Annotated in this window: 15 protein-coding genes; 12 read left to right on the forward strand and 3 right to left on the reverse strand. The window is 73.7% G+C overall.

Going from position 1 to position 17346, the window contains the following annotated elements:
- Positions 1-46 precede the first annotated feature (46 nt).
- The 3 genes from DFP74_RS22605 to DFP74_RS22615 all read left to right on the forward strand — a co-directional run bounded on the left by DFP74_RS22605 (position 47) and on the right by DFP74_RS22615 (position 2141).
- Positions 47-1060 carry a LacI family DNA-binding transcriptional regulator gene (locus tag DFP74_RS22605; RefSeq protein ID WP_121184505.1) on the forward strand — a complete coding sequence of 338 codons (1014 nt, stop codon included), beginning with the start codon at positions 47-49 and terminating at the stop codon, positions 1058-1060.
- A 107-nt stretch (positions 1061-1167) separates the two neighbouring features.
- Entirely contained in the window at positions 1168-1515 is a 348-nt protein-coding gene (locus tag DFP74_RS22610) for a DoxX family protein (protein ID WP_121184507.1), read from the forward strand.
- A 62-nt stretch (positions 1516-1577) separates the two neighbouring features.
- Entirely contained in the window at positions 1578-2141 is a 564-nt protein-coding gene (locus DFP74_RS22615; RefSeq protein ID WP_121184509.1) for a hypothetical protein, read from the forward strand.
- Positions 2142-2189: 48 nt separating this feature from the next.
- On the opposite strand, the gene DFP74_RS22620 is transcribed toward DFP74_RS22615, so the two are convergent.
- Positions 2190-2630, reverse strand: coding sequence for a DUF2000 domain-containing protein (locus DFP74_RS22620; protein WP_233571108.1), 441 nt, complete (start codon positions 2628-2630; stop codon positions 2190-2192).
- Between the two features lie 80 nt (positions 2631-2710).
- Between DFP74_RS22620 and DFP74_RS22625 the strand changes: the two genes are divergently transcribed.
- The 5 genes from DFP74_RS22625 to DFP74_RS22645 all read left to right on the forward strand — a co-directional run bounded on the left by DFP74_RS22625 (position 2711) and on the right by DFP74_RS22645 (position 8711).
- Complete coding sequence (locus DFP74_RS22625) at positions 2711-3166, forward strand: Lrp/AsnC family transcriptional regulator (protein WP_121184511.1); 456 nt, start codon at positions 2711-2713, stop codon at positions 3164-3166.
- A gap of 81 nt (positions 3167-3247) precedes the next feature.
- Positions 3248-3436, forward strand: coding sequence for a hypothetical protein (locus DFP74_RS22630; RefSeq protein ID WP_121184513.1), 189 nt, complete (start codon positions 3248-3250; stop codon positions 3434-3436).
- A 202-nt stretch (positions 3437-3638) separates the two neighbouring features.
- The gene (locus DFP74_RS22635) at positions 3639-5036 is read left to right on the forward strand and encodes an MFS transporter (RefSeq protein WP_121184515.1); all 1398 of its coding nucleotides are present in this window, start codon (positions 3639-3641) and stop codon (positions 5034-5036) included.
- Positions 5033-7126: a molybdopterin oxidoreductase family protein gene (locus tag DFP74_RS22640; protein WP_121184517.1), complete on the forward strand. Its 2094-nt coding sequence runs from the start codon at positions 5033-5035 to the stop codon at positions 7124-7126. The genes DFP74_RS22635 and DFP74_RS22640 overlap by 4 nt, the downstream gene beginning before the upstream one ends.
- A 127-nt stretch (positions 7127-7253) precedes the next feature.
- The gene (locus DFP74_RS22645) at positions 7254-8711 is read left to right on the forward strand and encodes an FAD-dependent oxidoreductase (RefSeq protein WP_121184519.1); all 1458 of its coding nucleotides are present in this window, start codon (positions 7254-7256) and stop codon (positions 8709-8711) included.
- 55 nt (positions 8712-8766) lie between these two features.
- On the opposite strand, the gene DFP74_RS22650 is transcribed toward DFP74_RS22645, so the two are convergent.
- Positions 8767-9255, reverse strand: coding sequence for a DUF1772 domain-containing protein (locus tag DFP74_RS22650; RefSeq protein ID WP_121184521.1), 489 nt, complete (start codon positions 9253-9255; stop codon positions 8767-8769).
- A gap of 203 nt (positions 9256-9458) precedes the next feature.
- On the opposite strand from DFP74_RS22650, the gene DFP74_RS34625 reads away from it, so the two are divergent.
- The 4 genes from DFP74_RS34625 (at position 9459) to DFP74_RS22665 (ending at position 16060) form a co-directional block, all read left to right on the forward strand.
- Positions 9459-9947 carry an AAA family ATPase gene (locus tag DFP74_RS34625; RefSeq protein ID WP_233571109.1) on the forward strand — a complete coding sequence of 163 codons (489 nt, stop codon included), beginning with the start codon at positions 9459-9461 and terminating at the stop codon, positions 9945-9947.
- The gene (locus tag DFP74_RS35060) at positions 9872-12334 is read left to right on the forward strand and encodes a LuxR family transcriptional regulator (RefSeq protein WP_305037064.1); all 2463 of its coding nucleotides are present in this window, start codon (positions 9872-9874) and stop codon (positions 12332-12334) included. Before DFP74_RS34625 ends, DFP74_RS35060 begins: the two co-directional genes overlap by 76 nt.
- Before the next feature lie 152 nt (positions 12335-12486).
- Positions 12487-14253: a S8 family serine peptidase gene (locus DFP74_RS22660; protein ID WP_121184523.1), complete on the forward strand. Its 1767-nt coding sequence runs from the start codon at positions 12487-12489 to the stop codon at positions 14251-14253.
- A 181-nt stretch (positions 14254-14434) separates the two neighbouring features.
- Positions 14435-16060, forward strand: coding sequence for an OmpA family protein (locus tag DFP74_RS22665; RefSeq protein ID WP_121184525.1), 1626 nt, complete (start codon positions 14435-14437; stop codon positions 16058-16060).
- Positions 16061-16119: 59 nt separating this feature from the next.
- On the opposite strand, the gene DFP74_RS22670 is transcribed toward DFP74_RS22665, so the two are convergent.
- Complete coding sequence (locus DFP74_RS22670) at positions 16120-17250, reverse strand: hypothetical protein (protein WP_233571110.1); 1131 nt, start codon at positions 17248-17250, stop codon at positions 16120-16122.
- Positions 17251-17346 lie beyond the last annotated feature (96 nt).

Here is a 17346-nt window from a genome sequence, read left to right on the forward strand (position 1 = left end):
AACGTTTACCCACATCGGTCCGAGCGTGGTGAAGAGGGATGGACACATGCCAGAGGTGACGCTGCGCGACGTGGCACGGGAGTCGGGCTACTCGATCGCCACCGTCTCCCGTGTCCTGGCCGGCACCCGCACCGTGGGAGCCCAGGCCGACCGCAAGGTCCGGGCGGCGGCCGAACGCCTGGGCTACCGCCCCAACCAGGTGGCCCGCGCCCTGCGCAGCCGTTCGACCGGCACCATCGGCCTGGTCCTGCCCCAGATCACCAACCCGTTCTTCCCCACGCTCGTGCGCGGCGTGGAGCACGCACTCCACAGCCGCGGGCGCGCCCTGCTGATCGCCGACTGCGACGACGACCCGGACCTGGAGGCGGCGCGCATCAGCGCGCTCCTGGACCGCCAGGTCGACGCGCTGCTGGTGATCCCCGTGCACGAGACCCACAGCAGGGTGGCGGTGGCCGCCGGAGCCGCGCGCACACCCCTGGTGCAGCTCGACCGCCGCTGCGGCACCGACGTCGCCGACTCCGTGGCCGTCGACAACGCCGCGGGCATGGCCCTGGTCCTGGAGCACCTGGCGCGCACCGGCCGCCGGCGCGTGTGCTTCCTGGGCTCGGCCGGCACCGACTCCGCGGCGGTGGAACGGCGCACCGCCTACCAGAACGGGGTCGGCGCCCTGGATCCGGAGGGCGCCGCCCGGCTCGAACTGGGCGACTTCTCCGTGGAGTGGGGACGCGCCGCCGCCGAACGCGTGTGGCCCTCCCGGCCCGACGCCGTGGTCTGCGCCAACGACCTGATCGCGGTCGGCGCGATCCAGCAGCTGCGCCGGATGGGGGCGGACATCCCCGGCGAGGTCGCCGTCACCGGCTTCGACGACGTCGCCATCGCCTCCCTGGCCGAGCCCGCCCTGACCACCGTCCGCCAGCCCGTCGCCGGGCTCGCCGCGGAGGCGGTGCGGCTGCTCGACCAGCGCCTGGCCGAGCACACCGACCGCCCCCACCACGCGATCCGCCTGGCCCCCGAACTCATCGAACGCGCCTCCAGCGCGCCGGGGCCCGCGATGGCGTAGCGGTCACGGTGAGACCTGAGTCACCCTTCGGACCGGCCTGTCACACTCGCGCGCCCGGCGGGGCTCAAGGTGCGACACAGACCGAGACACCACCTCAGGAGCTTGCCGTGTACTACGCCTTCGTCGCCACCACCGTCCTGGCCGCCGCCTTCGTCGGCTTCTCCGCCGTGTCCGTCTTCATCCGCGCCCCGTGGGTCACCGGCCCGATGGCCGACTACGGCGTTCCCGAGTCCTGGATGCTCTGGCTGGGCACGGCCAAGGCCGTCGGCGCGGTGGGCCTGGTGGTGGGCCTGTTCGTGCCGGTGATCGGACTGCTCGCCACGATCGGCCTGTGCCTGTACTTCACCGGCGCCGTCGTCACCGTGCTCCGCGCCCGCTCCTACACCCACATCGCCTTCCCCCTGATCTACCTGGCGCCGGTGGTGGCCGCCGCCGTTCTGGGCGCCGCGGTCTGAGCCCCGGTGGGAGCGGCGAAAACGGCTCGCTCCGCCACGCGCCGACCGGCTACCGTGCGGGTATGGGACCCACACCCCAGCACCCGCGCGGAGCCGAGGTGGCCCGCGCCCTGGCCGAGATCGCCGCGCAGGTGGAGCGGGCCTGGTCGCGCACGTTGGCGCGGTTCGAGGCCGAGCCGGGCAGCGCGGCCGGGACCGACCTGGCCCGCCTGGTGGCGGCCGAGCCCGACCAGTTCGACTGGCGCGTGGTGGACGCCGCCTTGGAGCGGCTGTCCTGCCCCGCGTGCGGACGGGCACTGGGATCCGGCGCCCGGGGCTGCGGACCCTGCGATGAGGCCGACGGCTACCGCTACGCGGCCCGCGAGAGCGACCGCCCCGGCGTCCCGCCGGGCAACGAGCACGCCGTGCGCGTGGCCTGGTCGGTGAGCCGCCACCCGCACCGGCACACACCACGGGCCGCGTGCGGGTTCGAGCTGGGTCTGCCCGTGGTCCACGCCGGGCACCTGCCCACCACCGCGCAGGCCCAGTCCTACCGGGCGATGATCGACCGCCTGACCGAGACCGAGGTCGAACGGGTCGCCTCCCTCGCGGAACTGGCAGCCCTGGCCGGGCGCCGTACCGGGTGAGCACGACGCGGCGCCCGGCGGGGGAGCAGGGCCGGAAGGCACGGCGGCTCAGCGCAGCAGGGGCAGCCGCCGGGTGATCTTGTTGACGTCGCCGCGCGGCCCGTACAGGGCCAGCCCCACGTACTCCACCGCCTCGGGCTCCGTGCCGGCGAGCGCGTCCAGGTAGGACACGTAGTCGCGCGAGCGCCGGGCCACCTCGTTGAACCCGACCACCGTCACGCCCCGGGCGTCGGCCTCGGCCTTGAGTGTGCGCAGCTCCTGGCCCGAGGCGGCCAGGGTCGGCACGGGGTGGGGGTTCAGGCCCGCGTGCACCCCGCCGCCCGCGTCCTTGCCGTCGGCCGCCACCGAGTTCTCCAGCCGCCCGCCCAGGGCCAGTCCGAGCACGGCGCCCGCGTTGGCGGCCAGCGGCGCCTCCAGGTCCTCACGCAGCACCACGACCACCTTGGTGGCCGGACGCACGACCTTCTGTTCGTTCATCTGTTGTGTCATGGGTCCAGACACTAGGCATACGCGTGGCCACAGTGGCGCCCACCCGAACGAAATCCGAACATCGGCGTAGGATCCCACGCATGGACGAACTTGATTCGGCGATCGTGCGCGAACTCCAAACGGATGCGCGCCAGACCAACCGGGCCCTGGCCGGACGGCTGGGCATCGCGCCCTCCACCTGTCTGGAGCGCGTGCGCCTGCTCCAGCGGCGCGGCGTCATCCGCGGCTACCACGCCGACATCGACCCGGCCGCGCTCAACCGCGAGGTCGAGGCGTTCATCTCGGTGCAGCTGCGCCCGCCCAGCCGGCAGGCCATCGAGGGCTTCAAGGCCGCGATGTTCGCCCTGCCCGAGGTCCTGGCGGTGTACGTGGTGGCCGGTGAACAGGACTTCCTCGTCCACGTGTCCCTGCCCTCGCTGGACGCGCTGCACAGCTTCCTCATCGACCGCCTCACCCAGCGCCGCGAGGTGTTGAGCTTTCGCAGCCAGATCATCTACGACAGCGCCCGCAAGAGCGTCCACGCGCCCCTGGAGTAGGCGGCGGGCCCGACCACTGGAACCATCGCCGCACCTCACCCGTCCAACCATCCGACGAGTACACACGCGGGGGAGCCATCGATGAAGAACTGGAAACCGGGCACCGGGATCGCCATCGGACTGAGCATGGGCATCACCTTCGGGCTGTCCCTGGACAACATCGGCGTCGGCCTCGCCCTCGGCCTGGCGCTGGGCGCGGCCTTCGACGCCACCATGAAGAAGAAGCAGGACGGAGAGCAGCCGGACGGAGAGGACCCCGACGGCCGCTGACGCGCCACCGTGTGCAAGACCACACCGGGCCTGAAACGCGCGTGCCACATGCCTGAACATGCCGGTAACAGGGGGTTCTCACCGCCGCGGGCCCCTCTGGGTGAGGCGACTGTTTCTTGCGTGTTACGGCTGGACATGTCGCGGACACGCGAGCTTCCTACCTTCGGTTTCGTCACCAACCGACGAACAGGAAGGCCCGGCCGTGACCCCCGAGACTGGCCAACGCGCCGCCCGCACCGGCAAGAGCTGGATCACCGACTGGGATCCGGAGAACGAGACGTTCTGGCGGGAGAAGGGGCGCCCGGTCGCCAAGCGCAACCTGTGGGCGTCGATCTTCTCCGAGCACATCGGCTTCTCCATCTGGAGCATCTGGTCGGTCCTGGTGCTGTTCATGACCCCCGCCACCGGGTTCGACTGGGCACCTGAACAGAAGTTCCTGCTGGTGTCCGTGGTCGCCCTGGTCGGGGCGGTCCTGCGCGTGCCCTACACGCTGGCCGTCCCCTTCTTCGGCGGGCGCAACTGGACGATCATCTCCTCCACGATGCTGCTGGGCCCCACCGCGGTGGCGGTCTTCCTCATCCAGGCGCCCGAGACGCCCTACTGGGTCTTCCTCCTCCTGGCGGCCACCGCGGGCATCGGCGGCGGCAACTTCTCCTCCTCCATGGCCAACATCAACTTCTACTTCCCCGAGAAGGAGAAGGGCTGGGCCCTGGGGATGAACGCCGGCGGCGGCAACATCGGCGTGGCCACCGTCCAGCTCGTCGGCCTCGGCGTCATCGCGCTGTTCACCGCGCGGGCCGGACACTTCGTCCCGCTGTTCTACGTGCCGTTCATCCTGCTCTCGATCTGGGTCGCGTTCCGCCACATGAACAACCTCACCGGTGCCCGCAGCGACGCCTCCGCGCAGCTGGCCGCCACGAGGGACCGCCACTTCTGGATCATGTCCCTGCTCTACGTGGGCACGTTCGGCTCCTTCATCGGCTTCGGGTTCGCCTTCGGCCTGCTGCTGCAGAACCAGTTCGGCCTCGAACCCCTCCAGGCCGCCTCCATCACCTTCCTGGGCCCGGCGATCGGCTCGCTCATCCGCCCGATCGGCGGCAAGCTGGCCGACCGCTTCGGCGGCGCGCGCGTCACCCTGTGGAACTTCCTCGCCATGGTCGTGGGCACCGGCGTGGTCGTGGCCGCCATCAACGCCGACTCCCTGGCCGTGTTCATCAGCGCCTTCTGCGTGGTGTTCGTCCTGACCGGCATCGGCAACGGCTCCACCTACAAGATGATCCCCTCCATCTACGCCGCCAAGGCGCAGAACGCCATCGCCCAGGGCGCCCCCCGCGAGGAGACCCTGTCCTACAACAAGCGCATCGCCAGCTCCATGCTCGGCCTGATCGGCGCGATGGGCGCCATGGGCGGCGTCGCCATCAACATGGTCTTTCGAGAGTCCTTCCGCGCGACCGAGTCGGCCGCCCCCGGTTTCCTCGCCTTCCTGGTCTTCTATACGGTGTGCGCCGTCATCACCTACGCCGTCTACATGCGCACCCCCGCCCTGTCGGCCCCCGCGTCCACCACCACGACCGGCACCACGGAGACCGTCACACGATGACCCAAGGCACGAGCACCCAGACCCACTGCCCCTACTGCGCCCTCCAGTGCGCCATGCACCTGGAAACAGGACCCGACGGACGGCTCGCCGCCCGGCCCGCGGACTTTCCCACCAACCGGGGAGGCCTGTGCCGCAAGGGGTGGACCTCCGCCGAGGTGCTCACCGTGCCCGACCGCCTGACCCGGCCACTGATGCGCAAGGACCGCGGCGGCGCGCTCACCGAGGTGGACTGGGACACCGCCCTGGACCACATCGCCGAACGCCTGCTCGCCCTGCGGGCGGAGTCGGGTCCCGACACGGTGGCGGTGTTCGGCAGCGGCGGCCTGACCAACGAGAAGTCCTACACCCTGGGCAAGTTCGCCCGCCTGGCGCTGGCCACCTCCCAGATCGACTACAACGGCCGGTTCTGCATGTCCTCGGCCGCGGCCGGCTCCACCAAGGCCTTCGGCCTGGACCGCGGGATGCCCTTCCCGCTCACCGACGTCGGCCAGGCCGAGGTCGTGCTGCTGGCCGGCGCCAACCCCGCCGAGACCATGCCGCCGATGATGGGCCACCTGTCGGCGCCCACCCTCATCGTCATCGACCCGCGCCGCTCCAGCACCGCACGCGTCGCCCTGGACAACGGCGGCATGCACCTGGCGCCCCGCCCCGGCACCGACCTGGCCCTGGCCCTGGGGCTGCTGCACGCCGCCCGCGTCCAGGGCTGGACCGACGACGACTACGTCGACCGCCGCACCACCGGCTTCGACCGCGCCTGGGAACACGCCGCCGCCTGGTGGCCCGAGCGCACCGAACAGGTCACGGGCGTGCCCGCCGGCCGCATCCGCGCCGCCGCCGACCTGCTGGGGCAGGCCGCCCGCAACCGGTCCGCCTACATCCTCAGCGGGCGCGGCACCGAACAGCACGCCAAGGGCACCGACACCGTCTCGGCGTGGATCAACCTGGCCCTGGCCCTGGGCCTGCCCGGGCGCCAGGGCTCCGGCTACGGGTGCATCACCGGCCAGGGCAACGGCCAGGGCGGGCGCGAACACGGCCAAAAGGCCGACCAGCTGCCCGGCTACCGCAAGATCGCCGATCCCGACGACCGCGCCCACGTGGCGGGCGTGTGGGGCGTGGACCCCGACAGCCTGCCCGGCCCCGGCCGCTCGGCCTTCGAACTCCTGGACGCCCTGGGGCAGAGCGGGGGGCCGCGCGCCATGCTGCTGTTCGGCTCCAACCCGGTCGTCTCGGCCCCCGACTCCGAGCGCGTGCGCTCACGCCTGGCCTCCCTGGACTTCCTGGTCGCCGCCGACTTCGTGCTCTCCGAGACCGCCGCCATGGCCGATGTGGTCCTGCCCGTGGCCCAGTGGGCCGAGGAGTCGGGCACCATGACCAACCTCGAAGGCCGCATCCTGCGCCGCAACCGCGCCACCGCGCCCCCCGAGGGGGTGCGCACCGACCTGGAGGTGCTCTCCGCGCTGGCCACCCGGCTCGGCCAGCCCGCCGAACGCTTCCCCACCGACCCCGACACCGTCCTGGCCGAGCTGGGCCGCGCCTCGGCCGGGGGAGCGGCCGACTACTCCGGCGCCACCCCCGAGCGCCTGGACGGGGGCGAGGCCCTGTACTGGCCGGTGCTGGCCGGCGCCGCGCCCACACCGCGCCTGTTCCTGGACGCCTTCGCCCACCCCGACGGCCGTGCCCGCTTCGTCGCGGTCGCCCACCGGCCCCCGGCCGAGGAGACCGACGAGGAGTATCCGCTGCTGGCCACCACCGGCCGCCTCATGGGCCACTACCAGTCCGGCGCCCAGACCCGCCGCGTGCCCGAGCTGCGCACGGCCGAACCCGAGGTGTACGTGGAGGTGCACCCCGACACCGCGGCCCGCGCCGGCGTCTCTGCGGGGGAGTGGGCCACCGTCTCCTCCCGGCGCGGCCGCACCCGCGCCCGGGTCAGGCTCGACCACACCGCGCGCCTGGACACGGTGTTCCTGCCCTTCCACTTCGGCGGCGAGCAGAGCGCCAACAACATCACCAACCCGGCCCTGGACCCCACCAGCCGCATGCCCGAGTTCAAGGTCAGCGCGGTGCGCCTCGAACCCGGCCCCGCGGCCTGAGGGCCGGCGCCCTCACCCCGCCGCCACCCGCACGACACCACCCGCACGGCCCCAAGGGCCGCACGACGCGGACGGACCCGGCCCACACCGCCCGGGACGCCCGCACCCACCCACCTGGAGGCAGAAGTTGAGCACCGTGCAGGGCGCGTCCCCGCGCCAGATCGTGGTCGTCGGCAACGGGATGGTCGGCGCCCGCTTCGCCGAGGAGGTCGCCCGGCTCGACCCGCAAGGGCAGCGCGTCCACCTCACCGTGGTCGGCACCGAACCCCACCCCGCCTACAACCGGGTCCTGCTCTCGGGCGTGGTCGCCGGCGACTACACCCCCGAACAGATCCGCCTGCCCGTGCCCGAGACCCCCGGCGTCACCGTCCGCACCGGCCTGACCGCCACCGCCCTGGACACCGAACAGCGCACGGTGACCCTGGACGACGGCTCCCACCTGCCCTATGACGAACTGGTCATGGCCACCGGCGCCCGCGCCTCCTTCCCGCCCGTCAGGGGCGTCTCCGCCGAGGACGGCCGCCCCGGCGAGGGCGTGACCGCCCTGCGCGACCTGGCCGACTGCGACCGCCTGCTGTCCCTGGTGCGCCCCGGCGCCCCCGTCGTGGTCCTGGGCGGCGGCGTCCTGGGCCTGGAGGCCGCACGCGGCCTGACCGGGCGCGGCGCTCGGGTCTCGGTGGTGGAGTCCTCGCCCTGGATCATGCGCCGCCAGATCGACAAGCCCGCCGCGAAGATCCTGGGCCGCCTCTACGAGGACCTGGGCGTGAGCGTCCACTCCTGGCGCGTGGCCTCCCGGTGGGTGCCCGGCACCGGCCTGGAGATGGACGACGGGCGCGTGCTGCCCGGCGACGTCCTCGTGGTCACCGCCGGGGTGCGCGGCAACATCGAACTCGTCAAGGACGCGGGCATCGACGTCGAACACGGCATCCTCGTCGACGACTTCCTGAGCACCTCCGACCCGCGTGTCCACGCCATCGGCGACTGCGCCCAGCACCCCGGGGGCGGCGCCGGCCTGGTCCAGCCCGGTTGGGAACAGGCCGCCGTCCTGGCCCGGCGCCTCACCGGCGCCGCGCCCCAGGCCCGCTACAACGGCTCCAGCCCCGTCACCCGCCTCAAGGCCGAAGGCATCGAACTGACCTCCTTCGGCCGTGTGCACGAGGACGACGACGCCCCCGACCTGGAGACCGTCAGCGTCAGCGACCCGCACGGCGGCCGCTACGCCAAGCTCGTGGTCAGCCAGGACAAGGTCGTGGGCGCGGTCCTGCTCGGCTTCCCCGACGCCGCCGCCACCGTCTCCCAGCTGCACGACACCGGCGCCTCGGTGCCCGCCGACCGCCTGGCCCTGATCCAGGGCCTGCCCACCGCCGCGCCCGAACAGGACACCGCGGGCGCCCCCGAGGCCCTGGTGTGCCGGTGCAACGCGGTCACGCGCACCGACATCGAGCAGGCGTGGCTGGACGGGGCCCGGGACCGGGACGCCATCGCCTCGACCACGCGCGCCACCACCGGGTGCGGCGGGTGCGTCCGCGACGTCAACGCGCTGCTGGCGGGCCTGGACTCCAGCGACGCGGCGCCGGTGAGCTGACCCGCGCGAGCCGGTGCCCGCCGCCGGGGCGCCCGCGGCGGGCACACCGGCGGCCTCAGTGCGTGATCATCGCGGCCGCGGCGCACACCAGCGCGACCAGGGACGCCAGGGTCCGCACGTGGTTCCACCGCACCCACACGCCCTCGAAGTGCGCCCGCACCGCCGCGGGGTCACCGATCCGCTCGACCGGCCCCGCCTGCTCCAGGATGTTGTTGCGCGGCACGTTCACCGCGAAGGTGATCACGTACACCGCCACCAGCAGCACCAGCGCCGCCGCCGACCACAGCGCGGACCCCGCCTCCGCCGAGCTCGCGTGCAGCACCAGCGAGGCCAGCACCGTCACCGGCGCGCCCACGAACACCACCGCGAACCAGGGGTTGAGGATCGCGACGTTGACGCCCTGCATCGCCTCGATCATCGCCCGGTCGCCCGCCCGGCCCAGCCCCGGCATCACCGCGATCGAGAACGCGAAGAACAACCCGGCGAAGAGACCGGTCGAGACCACCGCGATCACCGGCACGAGCGCATGCATCGTCTCAACCATCCACGCACCCCGGGTCCGTCGTCCTGCGCCGAAACCGCCACTATGCCCGATCCGCGTCCGTACACGCCACCGGGCCGGCCCACCGCACCCCCGCACCACCCCGCCGCCCCTGGCCTACCGTTCAGTATCCGACCGCATCGGACACCGAATGTCGGCCCCAGACCCCTTTTCCTACCCGCGGTGTCGCTATAACGTCATCAGGTGTGCGCCTTCCCCCACTCGTCGGCCGTCACCACCACCAACGCCGCCTGCGCGCCGCCGCCGCACCCGGATCCCTGCTCCTGCTGGCCGGCCCGGCCGGATCGGGCAAGACCCGCCTGGTCCACACCCTGACCGAGGACACCGACACCACCGTCCTGATCGGACGCTGCCCGCCCCGCACCGTCCCCTTCCCCTTCGCCCCCCTGGTCGAGGCCCTGCGCCAGGCCCCCGTCCCCGCCGGGCTGAGCCCGCTGTGCGGCGCCCTGGCCCCGCTCCTGCCCGAACACACCGACCACCTGCCCCCGCACCTGCCCCCGGCCACCACACCCGCCGCCGACCACCACCGCACCTACCGCGCCCTGGCCGAACTCCTGGACGCCCTGGGACCCGCCGTCCTGGTCCTGGAGGACACCCAGTGGATCGACACCGCCACCCACGACCTGCTGCGCTACCTCACCCCCGCCTGCCCCCGCACCTGTCCCTGGTCCTGACCTACCGCCCCGAGGAACTGCCCCGCTCGGCCGGCCTGGCCGCCCTGGCCGCCCGCACACCACCGGGCACCCGCCACGACGAACTCACCCTGGGCCCGCTCACCGTCGAGGACGTCCACACCCTGGCCCAGCACGTCCTGGACCCGCACCCGGTCACCCGCGACGACGCCCACCGCCTCACCCACTGGACCGGCGGCCTGCCCCTGGCCCTGACCCAGACCCTGCACCACCTGGCCGCCACCGCCCCGGCCACCCCCGCCGCCGAACCCCTCGTCCCCGACCCGCCGCCCGTGCCCGCGCCCCTGCGCGACTGGCTCCTGGACCGCGTCCGCGCCCTGGGACGCGACGCCCGCCGCCTGGTCCACGCCGCCAGCGTCCTGGAGGGGCCCGCCCACGAGACCCACCTGGCCCGCATCGGCGCCCTGCCCCCCGAACGCGCCGACAAGGCCCTGGCCCAGGCCCTGCGCCGCGCCGTGCTCACCACCACCGCACCCGCCACCCACGCCCTGGCCACACCCCTGCTGCACCAGGTCTGCCACGACCACCTGCGCCAGGACCGGCGCCGCCGCCTGCACCGCGCCGCCCTGGACGTCCTGGACCGGGGCGCCGACCCGCCCCACCCGGCCCTGGCCCGCCACGCCCGCGAGTGCGGCGACCACGACCGGTGGACCGAGCACGCCGCCAAGGCCGCCGAACACGCCCTGGCCGCGGGCAGGGACGCCACCGCCGTCCGCCTGCTGCGCGACGCCCTGACCCGACCCGACCTGCCCGCACCGCGCCGCCGCGACCTCGCCCTGACCCTGGGCCGCGCCGCCCTGACCGGCCTGAGCGCCGACCACACCATCACCGTGCTGCGCGACGTGCTCACCACCCCGGGCATGAGCGCCGCCGAACGCGGCGAGCTGCGCATGGAACTGGGCCTGCTCCTGCTCAACCAGGCCGCCCGGGGCCGCACCGCCCGCGGCGAACTCGTGCGCGCCGCCACCGAACTCTCCACCCGCCCCGACCTGGCCGCACGCACCATGTGCGCCCTGGCCGTGCCCCGCTCCACCCCCGACCCCGTCGACACCCACCGCCGCTGGATGGACCAGGCCCTGACCGCCGCCCGCCGCAGCCGCGACCCCGCCACGCGACACGTCGTCGCCGTCAACCACGCCACCCTGCTCGCCCAGATCGGCGACCCCGCCGCCTGGGACATCCCCCTGCCCGACCCCGGCCCCGGTCGGCCCCGCCCCGGCCCCGACGTGCTCACCCGGCGCCGCGAGTTCGCCCGCGGCTCCCTCAACCTCGCCGACGCCGCCCTCATGCTCGGCCGCTACGACCGCGCCGACCGCCACCTGGACGACGCCGCCCAGTGGTCGCCACCCGACCAGACCCCCTACGTGCACACCAGCGCCCGCGCCCTGCGCCTGATGCTGGACTGGTCGCGCGGACGGTGGGCGCACCTGGCCGAGAGCACCGAACGCGAACTGCGCTCGCCCGGCCTGCGGCGCCTGCACGCGGTCACCGCCGAACTCACCCTGGTGCGCGCCGCCCTGGCCCTGGCCCAGGGCGACCCCGCCGCCGCCCAGGCCCGCCTGGCCGAGCTGTGCGCGGGCGCCGACACCGAGGAGGCCCCCGACCACACCGTGCCGGTGCGCGCCTTCGCCGGCGGCCTGGCCGCCCGGCTGGCCACCGCCCAGGGCGACCCCGACGCCGCCTGGAACCACGTCCAGGACCTGGTCTGCCTCGTGGCGAGCAAAGGCGTGTGGGTCTGGGCCGGCGACCTGCTCCCGGGCCTGCGCGCCCTCATCGCGTGCGGGCGGCGCGCCGTGGCCCACGACCTGTGCGCCCGCTTCTCCGCGGGCCTGCGCGGCACCGACGCCCCCGCCGCGCACACCGCCCTGCTGCGCCTGCAAGCGGCACTGGCCCACGACGAGGGCGCCCACGAGCGCGCCCTGGACCTGTACCGCCAGGCCGAGGCCCGCTGCCTGGACATGCCCCGCCCCTACGACGCCGCCCAGGTCCACGAGGACGCCGCCGCCACCCACCTGGCCCGGCCCGACGGAGCCGGCACCGCCGCCGGACTGGCCGCCCTGCACACCGCACTGGAGCGGTACACCGGCCTGGGCGCCGCCTGGGACGCCGCCCGGGTACGGCGCGCACTGCGCTCTTACGGCGTGCACGCCGCCCCCGACACCGGGCGCGGCCGCCGCGGCGCACTCCTGTCCCCGCGCGAGGACGAGATCGCCGCCCTGGCCGCCCAGGGCCGCACCAACCGCGAGATCGCCGCCCTGCTGCACCTGTCACCGCGCACCGTGGAGACCCACGTGGCCAACGCGCTGGGCAAACTCGGGCTGCGCTCGCGCCGCGACCTGGCCGTCCCCACCGGCCCCGCGCCTACGTAGCCGCCCCGCCCGCACCGAAGTACGTAGCGACTACGTATTGTCCGGCCACGGTGCGCCACGCACGATGTCGCCAGGGTGATGACCGCATCGCCCGGGGCGCGACTCCCGCGGAACACGCCCCAGTGATCCCCCCGCCCACGAAGGGTTCCCCCATGCGAAGAATCGGTGCCGCATTCGCCGCGGCCCTGTTCCTGCCCCTGATGGCCGCCGCACCCGCCTCCGCCGCCCCCGAGGTCCCCGACTTCCTCACCGACGCCGCCCCCGGCGAGCGCACCTACATCGTCGTCCTGGACGAGGGCGCCGCCCCCGACGAGGTCGCCGACCGGCACGACGACGACCCCCACGGCGTCTACGAGCACGCCCTGACCGGCTACGCCGCGGACATGAGCGCCGACGAGGCCGCCGAACTGCTCCAGGACCCCGACGTGGCCTACGTCCAGGAGGACCAGCCCGTCCACGCCTACGACCAGGACGTCCCCACCGGCCTGGCCCGCGTCTTCGCCCCCGACAACCCCAACCTGGAGATCAACGGCCAGGACGACTACGTCCCCGACGTGACCGTCGCCGTCCTGGACACCGGCGTGGACGGCTCCCACCCCGACCTGAACGTCGCCCACTCGGTGGACTGCACCAGCGGCACCTGTCGGGCCAACACCGCCACCGACGGCAACGGCCACGGCACCCACGTGGCCGGCAGCGCCGCCGCCATCGACAACGACACGGGCGTGGTCGGGGTCGCACCCGGCGCCGACGTGTGGAACGTGCAGGTCCTGACCTCCTCCGGCAGCGGCACCCTGTCCGGGATCGCCGCGGGCGTGGACTACGTCACCGCCAACGCCGACCAGGTCGCCGTCGCCAACATGAGCCTGGGCTGCAACGGCTGCACCGACCAGGCGCTCAGCCAGGCCATCACCGGATCGGTCGGGGCGGGCGTGGCCTACGCCATCGCCGCGGGCAACGACGGCGTCGACGGCGCGAACTTCTTCCCCGCCAACCACCCCGACGTGCTCACCGTCTCCTCCATGGCCGACTCCGACGGGGCACCCGGCGGCAACGGCGGCACCCTGTCCTGCCGCGGCGACTCCGACGACACCCTGTCCACGTTCTCCAACTACGGCGCCGTCATCGACATCGCCGCCCCCGGCTCCTGCATCACCTCCACCTGGCCCGGCGGCGGCTACAACACCATCAGCGGCACCTCCATGGCCGCACCCCACGCCGCCGGCGGCCTGGCGCTGCTGGCCGTGGGCGAGGCCAAGCCCACCGACCGCGCCGGAGTCATGGCCCTGTACCAGACCCTGACCGAGGCCGGGAACCACGACTGGAACGACACCTCCGGCGACGGCGCCCACGAGCCCCTCCTGGACGTGGGCGACCCCGCGCTCTTCCCCGCCGACGGCGACACCGCCCCGCCCGAGGGCCCGGTGGCCCGCCTCGCCCACTCGTGCGACGACACCACCCTGGAGTGCTCCTTCGACGGCACCGCCTCGGCCGGCGAGGTCACCGACTGGGCCTGGGACTTCGGTGACGGCGCCACCGGCACCGGCGCCACCACCGCCCACACCTACACCGAGCACGGCACCTACGACGTCGCGCTGACCGTCACCGACGACGCCGGACGCACCCACACCGCCCGCACCGAGGTGTCGGTGGGCGCACCCGAGCACACCGCGCCCACCGCCGACTTCACCGGCTCCTGCTACTCGTTCTTCTCCTACTGCTCCCTGGACGCCCGCACCTCCGCCGAAGGCGACGCCGCCATCGACTCCTACCACTGGGACTTCGGTGACGGCACCACCGGCAGCGGAGCCACGACCTGGCACTTCTTCCCCGGCCCGGGCACCTACACCATCACGTTGACCGTCACCGACACCACCGGCGCCACCGGTTCACTGTCCAAGACCCTCACCCTGTCCTGACCCCCGCGCCGGCGGCCCCCGACCGTCCCACGGCCGGGGGCCGCACCGCGCCCGCGCACCCCTCACGGCAAAATCCGCGCACCGTCCGGAACCCGGCCCCCATCGGCGGCGTCTGACCAGCAGGTGACCGGCACCCCACCCGGAAACCACACAGACCGACCGCGAGGGAGTCCCCCAGACCATGTCCACACGACTGACAGGAACGGTCGGCGCGGCCGTGGCGCTGAGCCTTCTCCTCAGCTCCTGCGGCATCATCCGCGACCTGACCGGCGGCGAGCCCGGAGCCGACCCCGAGACCACGGCCGAGGAGGAGGCCGCCGCCGTAGAGGAGGCCTCCTACCCCGAGCTCCCCTTCGTCCGCCAGGCGCGCATGTCCGTCGAGGACGGCAACGACGTCCAGTTCGAGCTCACCATCAACAGCCTGGAGAACAACGGCGAGTACCTCATGCTGGAGGTGGAGCACGACTTCCTCGAGCCGCTGCCCGGTACCGTCACCGGCCGCAACGCCCCCGTGCGCCTGGTCGACCCCATCTCCGGCGAGGTCATGCGCGGTCTGCGCGACGCCGAGAACAACGACGAGAACTACGGCACCTACTTCGTCCTGGGCGACCCCTTCATGCCCACCCACGAGGGCCTGCCCACGACCCTGCGCCGCTACTTCCCCGCACCGTCGGAGGACGTGGAGTACCTGTCCCTGACCGGCGCCGGCGTCGGCCACATGCCCGGCATCCCCGTCACCTACGTCGACGAGTTCACCGAGGCGCCCGAGCCCACCGCCGACCAGTACATCGACCCCGACACCTTCGTGCAGGACCCGGAGCTGCCCGAGGAGATCTGGTACCCGGACAACGTCCCCGAGCCGGGCCTGGACACCTCCGCCTACCTGCAGTCCATCGAGAGCTTCGTCGACAGCCCCACCGCCTCCACCACGCGCTCGGGCGACCAGGAGACCATCGCCCTGCACTCGGACAACATGTTCGAGGTCGACGAGTCCGAGCCCACCGCCGAGGCCGCCGAGACCATCCGCCAGGCCGCGCAGTCCCTGCGCGAGAACCTGGGACCGGACGTCGACGAGGTCACCGTCATCGGCCACACCGACGGCCAGGGCGCGGCCGACTACAACCAGACCCTGTCCGAGCAGCGCGCCGAGGCCGCCCGGGCCCTGCTGGAAGAGGAGCTCGGCGACGAGTTCACCTTCGTCACCGAGGGCCGCGGCGCCACCGAACTGCTGGCCGAGGAGGGCGGCGCCGACGACGAGGAGTCGCGCGCCCGCAACCGCCGGGTGGAGTTCGCCTACCAGGTGCCCCTGGACGACACCGCCGGCGAGGAGGGATCGGAGGGCCTGGACTCGGCCAAGCGCCACGTCGCCCCGCCCGCCCCCTACTTCGAGAACACCGAGCCCTTCACCACCGTCTCCCACAACGACGTGGACCTGCACGTGTACCCGATGGTGCGCGACGGCGCCTACCTGGTGCAGATGGTCGGCTTCCAGAACTCCACCCTGCAGGAGCTGGAGGCGGACCTGGACGTGGACGAGGCCGTCATCCCCGGCAGCCCGGCCCAGTACACCGAGGGCACCATGGGCGGGTTCCGCCTGGAGGAGCCCGACACCGGCATCATCCGCTACGTCGTGCGCATCCACATGCTCGACGGCGAGTACGAGGACTTCGCGGACGAGATCAACACCCTCGCCCCGGGCGAGCAGTACTTCGCCATCGCGGTCTTCCCCGCGCCCGCCCTCGACATCACCGAGATGACCCTGTACGCCGGGGCGTTCGGCGAGGTCGCCGGCGTGCCCATCCAGTAGCACCCGCACACGCCAGGTGCCCCGCCCGATCCGGGCGGGGCACCGTCATGTCCGGGTGCTCACACCCGCGCGGCAGGGGTGCGTCCGGGCACGACCTCGGGCAGTCCCCGCTCGCACAGGGCGCACTCGGCGCGCCGGCGCATGGCGTAGGCCGCGGTCGCCACCGCCAGCGCGACGCCCCACGGCGCCATCAACACGAACACGATGCTGTGCAGGTCCTCGACCAAAGGCGTGGCCACCTGGCCCTCACTGGCCAGCTGCACGATCACACTGCGCCCCATCGACATCAGCGCCATCGACACCAGCGCGGCCGGGACCACCGCGAGCGACACCGGCACGCGCCTGCCCGCCAGGCCCACCATCCACCGCGGGAAGCGCACCCCCCACCGCTGGACGAGCCCCAGCATGAGCACCGCGCCGACCGCCCCGGTCGCCCCCAGCCCCACACCGATCAGGACCGTCCCCGGTTCGGCCATGACCCGCGCGGCGGATTCCTCGCTCATCCCGGGCGCGAGGCCGAACAGCCACGGGAAGCGCAGCGCCGGGTACAGCAGGGCCAGCACCACACCGACCGCCACCGCCCACCGGCCCACCACGGTGGCGCGCGAGCGCACCTCGCGCTCGCCCTGCGCGCTCCACTGCTCGTGGCGCCCGCACTGCTGGCAGGCCCGGCGCCGGGCCCTGCTGTGCGTGAGCGCCGCGACCACCCACAAAGCGGTGCCCAGGGCACAGAAGAGCAGGGTCAGGGACGTCGGCTCCAGGACGGCCGCGATCCACATGGCGAACAGGCCGGGCACGAACCAGCCCACGAACGGCAGCATCATGGAGTACCCGAACAGCACCAGCAGCGAACCGTCGACGAACACCAGCAGGACCACGGCCGCCATCGCCCAGGCCGCCACCTCCGCCGGCCGCCCGCCCGCGCCCCCTCGTCGCAGCAACAGCAGCGCGACCACCACTCCGGCGGCGCCCACGCCGATGGCGGCGGCCGAGGCCGTGCCCAGGCTCTGTCCGATGAACAGCGACCCGAACCCGTCGGTGTCGGGCACGCCCCGGGGCAGGACGCCCGCCAGCCAGCCCAGGCCCACGCCCATGAGCGCGGCCGACCAGGCCAGCACCGACCAGGGGACCAGGAGTGTCCGCAGGCCCTCGGGGGCGTGCGGTGAAGCGGTGGACGATGCGGGGGCCATGGGGCTCACTCCTCGGTGGTGGTCTCTTCGATACCTCCACCCTCGCGCGAGCACCCCCGGCCGCACGTCCCTCCACAGATGGGACCGCCTCCCTCC

It is taken from the genome of Nocardiopsis sp. Huas11, assembly GCF_003634495.1.
Classification (GTDB): domain Bacteria; phylum Actinomycetota; class Actinomycetes; order Streptosporangiales; family Streptosporangiaceae; genus Nocardiopsis.